Origin of the sequence: uncultured Nostoc sp., from assembly GCF_964245575.1 — a bacterium.
Taxonomy (GTDB): Bacteria; Cyanobacteriota; Cyanobacteriia; order Cyanobacteriales; family Nostocaceae; genus Nostoc.
The window spans coordinates 51,304-58,563 of sequence record NZ_CAXTNP010000011.1; the positions used below are offsets into that span (position 1 = coordinate 51,304).

6 protein-coding genes and 1 tRNA gene are annotated in these 7,260 nt (G+C 42.0%); 6 read left to right on the forward strand and 1 reads right to left on the reverse strand.

Going from position 1 to position 7,260, the window contains the following annotated elements:
- Positions 1-367: 367 nt before the first annotated feature.
- From ACFFAP_RS03100 to ACFFAP_RS03120, 5 genes are all read left to right on the forward strand, one after another.
- Positions 368-1,309 (forward strand): metal ABC transporter substrate-binding protein, encoded by a 942-nt coding sequence (locus tag ACFFAP_RS03100; protein ID WP_375509856.1) that lies wholly within the window; start codon positions 368-370, stop codon positions 1,307-1,309.
- 78 nt (positions 1,310-1,387) lie between these two features.
- Complete coding sequence (locus ACFFAP_RS03105; protein WP_375509850.1) at positions 1,388-2,164, forward strand: metal ABC transporter ATP-binding protein; 777 nt, start codon at positions 1,388-1,390, stop codon at positions 2,162-2,164.
- A gap of 11 nt (positions 2,165-2,175) precedes the next feature.
- Positions 2,176-3,045 (forward strand): metal ABC transporter permease, encoded by an 870-nt coding sequence (locus tag ACFFAP_RS03110; RefSeq protein WP_375509851.1) that lies wholly within the window; start codon positions 2,176-2,178, stop codon positions 3,043-3,045.
- A 74-nt stretch (positions 3,046-3,119) separates the two neighbouring features.
- Positions 3,120-3,192 (forward strand) — tRNA-Phe (locus tag ACFFAP_RS03115).
- 127 nt (positions 3,193-3,319) lie between these two features.
- Positions 3,320-3,520, forward strand: coding sequence for a hypothetical protein (locus ACFFAP_RS03120; RefSeq protein ID WP_375509852.1), 201 nt, complete (start codon positions 3,320-3,322; stop codon positions 3,518-3,520).
- Between the two features lie 428 nt (positions 3,521-3,948).
- On the opposite strand, the gene ACFFAP_RS03125 is transcribed toward ACFFAP_RS03120, so the two are convergent.
- Positions 3,949-5,676, reverse strand: a complete 1,728-nt coding sequence (locus ACFFAP_RS03125) for an NFACT family protein (RefSeq protein WP_375509853.1) — start codon at positions 5,674-5,676, stop codon at positions 3,949-3,951.
- A 598-nt stretch (positions 5,677-6,274) separates the two neighbouring features.
- On the opposite strand from ACFFAP_RS03125, the gene ACFFAP_RS03130 reads away from it, so the two are divergent.
- Positions 6,275-7,260: calcium-binding protein (locus ACFFAP_RS03130; RefSeq protein WP_375509854.1), on the forward strand; the 986-nt coding region annotated here is incomplete at its 3' end.

Sequence of the window (7,260 nt, forward strand, 5' to 3'; positions counted from 1 at the left end):
CCACATTTTTTTAAATGTGTACGTTATGAGAATATTTGTCAGCAATCTTATCAGAAGTAAGCAAACTTTTTAGCAAAAAAAGTCAAGAAATCCTAATTATTCAGGGAAAACTAAATTGCAGAGGGCTGTACCGTCTGAAAAAGTTTTCTTGTCATTCATTACACAGGAAACCCAGAATGATATTATGTGTCTTGAATGAGAATGAGAATTATTATACTATAAAATTTAGTATACGTCTTATTGTCAATAGGAATTGTGGCAGAGGCACAAGCATCCGTTTTGAGGAGAAAACACCGTGGTTGTGAATTGCAGAGAAATTAGAACAAGCAGGCAAAGAAGCGGCATCTTGCCCATAATTGCTTTGCTGATGTTGTCAATAACTGCTGGCTGTAGCCAATCGAATCCGAATCAGGGAACAACTTCCCAACAGTCGCCGCAAGCACAGGAAGCTGCTTCTACCCCATCGGTGCAGTCGGGAAAAACTAAAGTAGTGACAACATTTTTGCCGATATATTTGTTTACTAAGGCAGTGGCTGGAAATGTCGCAGATGTAGAAATTCTAGTGCCACCTGGTACTGAGGTGCATGAATACCAAGCGACACCCGAAAATGTCAAGGCGATCGCAACTGCAAATGTGTTAGTAAAAAATGGTTTAGGTTTGGAGGGATTTCTGGACAGTACTGTTAAAAATGCCCAAAATAGCAAATTAGCTGAAATTGATGCTAGTAAAGGTATTAAACCCTTAAATGAAATTTCACCCGTTGTCAAAACGACCCAACAAGAAAAAGACAACGAACATGCCCAAGGTAATCCTCACGTTTGGTTAGATCCAGTTTTGGCAAAACAGCAGGTAACTAATATTCGGGATGGATTAATTGCTGCTGATCCAGCGAACAAAGCTACTTATGAGACGAATGCTGCGGCTTATATTAAAGAATTAGAAAGTTTAAACAGCGAATTTCAGCAGACTTTGCAGAAAACTCCTAGTTGCACCTTTATTACCTTTCATGATGCGTTTCCATATTTAGCTAAACGCTATAACCTCAAGCAAGTTGCTGTGGTACAAATTCCCGAAGATCAACTTTCACCAACGGATGTGCAAAATGCAGTCAATGCGGTGAAAAAGTACAAAGTTAAAGCTTTATTTAGCGAACCAGGAGTAGATAACAAACTTCTATCCAGCCTCTCCAAAGACTTGAAGTTAACTTTGCGTCCTCTGGATTCTCTGGAAACTGGCGAAACAGATCCACAGCATTATTTTAAGGCTATGAAAGCTAACTTGCAAACTCTGCAAACGGCATGTAAATAGGTTTATCATTTGTCAGTTGTCCTTTGCAAATGACCAATGACCAATGACCAATGACTAATGACCAATGACTAATGACTAATGACTAATGACATTGCTATTTTAAAAGTAGAAGGATTAACTGTCTATCAAGGCAGCTATCTAGCTGTTCGAGATGTTTCCTTTGAATTATTGCCAGGAACAGATACAGCCATCGTTGGCCCCAATGGTGCTGGTAAAAGTACTCTGGTAAAAGCGGTTTTAGATTTGATCCCTCGAAGTGCTGGTACGATTGAAATCTTGGATCGTCCAATTGCAAAGCTGGGGCGTTTACGTCACCTGTTGGGCTATATGCCGCAAAACTTCATTTTTGACCGCAGCTTTCCCATTTCTGTTAGCGAGTTAGTAGGACTTGGATGGGACAAGGAAGCGAAAAAAGGGGATTTATTTTTTTCCAAGCTGTGGAGACAAGACCGAGAAAAATCGGCAGCAGTAGGAGAAGCTTTACGGCGAACCGATGCTTATCATTTACAGCATCAAGCTATTGGTACTCTTAGCGGTGGTCAACTCAAGCGGGTTTTATTGGCTTATTGTTTGGTAATGCCTCGCAAACTCTTGGTACTCGATGAAGCCTTTGCTGGTGTTGATGTGCAAGGTTCAGCAGATTTTTACGCTTTGCTAAATGAATTAAAGCGTCAGGAGGGTTGGACAGTATTGCAAGTTTCTCATGATATTGATATGGTAAATCGCCATTGCGATCGCGTGCTTTGCCTGAACCAAAGTATTGTTTGTACTGGTAAGCCAGAAATTGCCCTTTCACCGCAAAACCTGTTAGCAACCTACGGCCCAGGTTTCAGTCGCTACCAGCACCAACATTAAAGCTTATAAGTATGAATTTCTTCAATGATTGTCAGATAGCAAGGCTAGCGATCGCCAATAGCAATGACTTGGTAAGCTTGTTAACATTCCCCTTTATGCAGCGTGCGATCGTCGGTGCTGTGTTAATGGGAATACTTGGCGGGATGTTGGGTAGTTTTGTCACCTTGCGCCAGTTATCTTTTTTCAGCCACGCGGTTGGTCATGCAGCATTAGTAGGTGTGGCGTTAGGTGTGCTGCTACAAATAAATCCGACTTGGATGCTGTTACCTTTCACGTTGGTTTTTGGGGTTATTGTCCTCTACTTTATCGACAAAACCGACTTAGGTAGCGATAGCGTCCTTAGCATAGTGCTATCTGGGGCATTAGCGATCGGTGTGATTCTCACTAGCCTAATTAAAGGATATCGTGGCAACTTGATGGCAGTGCTGTTCGGCGATATTCTAGCGATCGATACCACAGATTTGATTTTGACGCTGCTAGTACTTGTGGGAGGTAGCATATTTTTATTATCAACTCTGCGCCAGCAAATTTTATTGACCCTTAACCCCGATGTAGCCCAAGTTCAAGGTATTCCCGTCCAGTTGTACCGCTACGTGTTTGTAGTTTTGCTTTCACTGGCCGTTGCTGTAGCGATTAAAGCTGTCGGCGTTTTACTGGTGAACGCCTTTTTGGTGATTCCCGCCTCTACTGCCAAACTGATGAGTCACCACTTTAACCGCTTTCTAGTCATGTCGGTGATAGTTGGTTCCATTAGCAGCATTGCTGGCATCATTGTGTCAGGTATTTTCAACTTTGCTTCTGGCCCAAGTATTGTTCTTGTTCAATTTCTACTATTTGTAGTCGTTTTTATCTGGTTTAAGTTGAATTTGAAAGCTGCATAAATCTTTTTCTCCAAGGGCTTGCTATTTTATTGGATGTTTGCTACATTTATTAATCGTGGCTCACAAAAGCCCCAGCCGGGATAGCTCAGTTGGTAGAGCAGAGGACTGAAAATCCTCGTGTCACCGGTTCAAGTCCGGTTCCTGGCATAGAATACAGCAAAATAGACCCCCTGAGATTTCCTATTTTGCGATAATCAGCCATAAATTCCAAAACATAGGACTAAGGAATGTCACTTTTGCTTTTATGCAAGAGTTATCGAGCGCTATAGAACAGATGAACTCACCGACCGATGAGCAGTCAGCACTCATCAAAGCAACCTTGGAAGGAAGAATTTTAAATGCTCCCGATAGGTACGTCCAAGAGAGACTGCTAGCACTGCATAAAGCTAAACATCATCTTAAGCCAGTAAACCCAATCCCTGATGCCCATTGCCTGTTAGTTTCCCTTGTGGAAGCTTTTTTAATGGGTGCGTAGGCATGGAAAATAGGGTCAAAATTTGACCTTAAAAATCGACCTTTTAAGCACTTACAGCTATTTTCAGGTAAATAGACCACGCGGTAGGGGCACAGCAATGCTGTGCCCCTACGATAGATGTGGTTCAAATACATGAAAACTGCTGTAAAAAACAAAAAGACCAGCCTCCCACAGCTGGTCTGGAACATTTTTTTGCGTTGTCTTCTCAAGAGAGTTAAAACCCAATTGCGCGTTCCCAAAATGCAACGGGCAACTTTTCTTAACAATATTGTAACCGTTAACACAGATTTTTCGTGAAACTTCATCAAAAAAAGATATGAACAAAGCTAAAAAGCTTCTATCCATCAGGATAATTCAGCAAATCGCAGGGTAGAAAAGGAGCAGGGGGAGCAGGGGAAGAATCTTAATTTTTGACTAATGACTAATGACTAATGACTATTAACCATTTGTGGTTTCCCCCAGAGGATGCTCTCCTGCTTGTAAATTGCAATTCCCGGTTTTGCTCCTTTGGGTTTGTAGACGTGCTTTAGCTGAGTGTAAACTACTGGGACTTGCTCACTCTGACGGGCGCGACTGTAGTAAGCGGCAAGATTAGCTACAAATTGCAAATCCGCTTCTTCTGCAACAGCACCGGGTTCTAGACGTAGTAGCAGATGGCTCCCTGGAATTTCTTGAGCGTGGAACCAGATGTCATAATCCCCAGCTACACGAAAGGTCAATTGGTCATTTTGGCGATTGTTGCGACCAATTAATACTTCAAAGCCGTTGGGGGTAAGGTAACGATGAAAGTTGGTGCTAGGGACTTCGTTGGCGTTGCTCTTGCGGTATTCTGGATCTTCTAGATACTTTTGCCCAATCAACTCTTCGCGGATTTCTTCTAAAGCTCGCAAATCTTCTGCTGTTTGGTAGGTGTCTATCTGAACGATCGCAGCTTCTACTTGTTCTAAATACTCAATTTCTGTCTGCACTTCCAATAGTAGCGGTTCCACGGCAGCACGAGCGCGTTTGAGCTTTTGGTGCTGTTTGTAAAGACTTTGGGCATTTTGGACAGCATTTTTATCTGGTTGGAGAGCGATCGCTACTGGCAAATTTGTATCAAAATCTGAAAGGATAATTTCTTTCATCCCCGGTTCCCAGTTTTGCAAATGAGCCATCAATAAATCAGCTTTCTGTCGATACTCATCGGCTTGATCTGATTGCTGCAAGCGCGTTTTAAAAGTTTGAGCCTTGTTGCGTAATTTCGCCAGAATATTATTCAATTTCTGACTCAACTGATGGCGCAATTGTAAAAATAACTGTTGGTCAATTTGGTTACTGTAGTAGTGGTTGAGTAACTCCTGGATATCTTTAACCTTTTCAACTGCACCCCAACCCATTACGGTGTAGCCATCTTTTGTCCAAGCAGGTTGAAATTTACTGGAATCCAACGCTTGCAGCCATTCTTGCCAGCGTTCAAATAGCCGTCGCCAATCATCAGGGTTGAGAATATCGGTGGATGTTTCTGGTGCGATATTTGCTTCTAGCAGCATTAATTCCAGTAGTGCTGCACTCAAGCCACTATAACTTTTCAGCAATTGCCGCTTGATTGCTCCTGGCACTAAACTTACTCGTTCTTGCCAACGTTCTGGGGATTCGTTCAAACTGGGGACAGTTCCAGTCAGTTTTGGCGGTGTTTCATAAGGTTGTCCAGTTTGGATGGGACGGACGCTAGATTGTTGCTGACTGACTTGATGGGCTGCGGTGATAATTATATTGTTGGCATCGGTGAGAATGACGTTACTATACTTGCCCATGATTTCTGCATAGACATGATATAGGGCGGTTTCTCCAGGACGACGGGCAAATTGTAAATCAATAACACGCTCCCAAGGGGCGATCGCTTCAATAGCTACCAGTGCTAAACCACTCAATTGGTGTATTAGTTGTTGGCTAAAGGTAAAGGTATCTGGCGATCGCGGTGGTGGATCGCCGATACAAATATGTGCAGCTTGGGGATGCCAAGAAATTTGTAGCCAATCTCGCTGTTTCAGGGTGCGTAATGCCATAGCAATAGTGTAGCGATCGCGCTGGTAAACCTGTTCTAAGCGTGATGGTAGCCAGTTAGCGCGGATTTCGCTACAAGCAGCTGTGAGAGTAGTAAAGTCAACTGGTTGCAAAGCGATAAGTTATTAACATTCAAATGGTAGCGATCGCTATGCTTTTATTTTTGTTTAGTCAAAGCATAGCAGACCTCAACTATCATAGCGGTTACTTGGTTTGGTGATAGCTGCTAATCAAAAAACCCAGAAATCTATATATTCAGACAGACTTTCAGCACTTAGATGATAACTTCCCTTTTTATACATTTTTTAGTGTCGATTTTTATCAGATAATTTTGTAATCCCTCTTTTGTCACTCTGGGTAAATAAAAATTGGAGCTAAATGATGAAACCTAGATTTAGTGGTAAGATTAGCGATCGCAAGCTAATAGAAACCTTCAAACAAAGCTCTACAGTTAAAACCCTATCTGGGCAAAGGTTACAGATTATTTTCTGCCGAAAGTGACGAAAGAGGGATTAAACAGCCCAAGTGGTTGGATAAGTAATACTTCCAAGTTAATCAGGAGGAGAATCTTCATCAAAAATTTGTAATTACTAAAAGTGAAATTAAAGTATGTCCAAGCATCACATTTTGGCTAACTTTCGTGCCTGAAAACGGCACTAATAACTGAGAACCAAAATTACTCCCAAACATTGATTCAGGTAGGAACAATTTATGGTAAATATCAATGGAACCAAGGCAAATGACACGCTAGTAGGTACTGACAGTGCTGATAGAATTAATGGTAAAGCTGGCAATGATATCATCACAGCCTCTTATGGCAATGACACCTTGACTGGTGGCAGTGGCAACGACACCTTAACAGGTGGCGTTGGCAAAGATACATTTGTTTATAATGGCTCAATTTTTTATCAAGGCTTAATCGAAGTCGATGGCACTGATATAATCACTGATTTCGGAGGCGTCGGAAAAGGAACAAATCCAACAGCAGCAGTAATTGCCGAAGTCGATACTATCCAATTCTTGGATTCTAAATTTACTACGCGAAATTTGCTACTTACCCAAAACGGTAGCAATCTAGAAATCACTTTTGAAACGGAAGATGATAACACAAAAATCATCCTGCAAAACTTCAAATTAGAAGATTTGGATAACCTGAAAGCTTCTGGTACAAGGCCAGCCATTGGTAATATCCTATTCGCTGGGGAAACTAGCATCACTGATGATTTTAATGTCTTGGATGCCAACTCTACTGATACGAGTATTGGTATTAAGAATACAGTCACCTTCCTCAATGACCTGAATAACAACATTACGGGTTTAGACAACTCAGATGATGTGGTGAATGGTCAGGAAGGCAATGACAAAATTGATGGGTTAAGTGGTGACGATTTGCTGCGGGGTGGTACGGGCAACAATACTCTCATTGGTGGTCTGGGCAATGATACCCTTGATGCTTCCTATTCTTCTGGAAATAACATTCTCAGGGGGGATGCAGGGGATGACTACCTTGATGCTTCCTACTCTACTGGAAATAATATTCTCAGGGGGGATGTAGGGGATGACTACCTTGATATTAGCGACTCTACTGGCAACAATACGGTTTCGGGTGGAGATGGCAATGATTCCTTGTATGTAAGCGCCCCATTTTCAGATACTGTCCGCTCTTATTTAGTGACTCAAACGGTAGATGGGGGTAA

Excerpts from the sequence above, each read along its gene's own strand:
- ACFFAP_RS03100 (WP_375509856.1), top strand. The coding sequence starts at position 368 with ATGTTGTCAATAACTGCTGGCTGTAGCCAATCGAATCCGAATCAGGGA.
- ACFFAP_RS03110 (WP_375509851.1), top strand. The coding sequence starts at position 2,176 with ATGAATTTCTTCAATGATTGTCAGATAGCAAGGCTAGCGATCGCCAAT.
- ACFFAP_RS03105 (WP_375509850.1), top strand. The coding sequence starts at position 1,388 with ATGACTAATGACATTGCTATTTTAAAAGTAGAAGGATTAACTGTCTAT.
- ACFFAP_RS03120 (WP_375509852.1), top strand. The coding sequence starts at position 3,320 with ATGAACTCACCGACCGATGAGCAGTCAGCACTCATCAAAGCAACCTTG.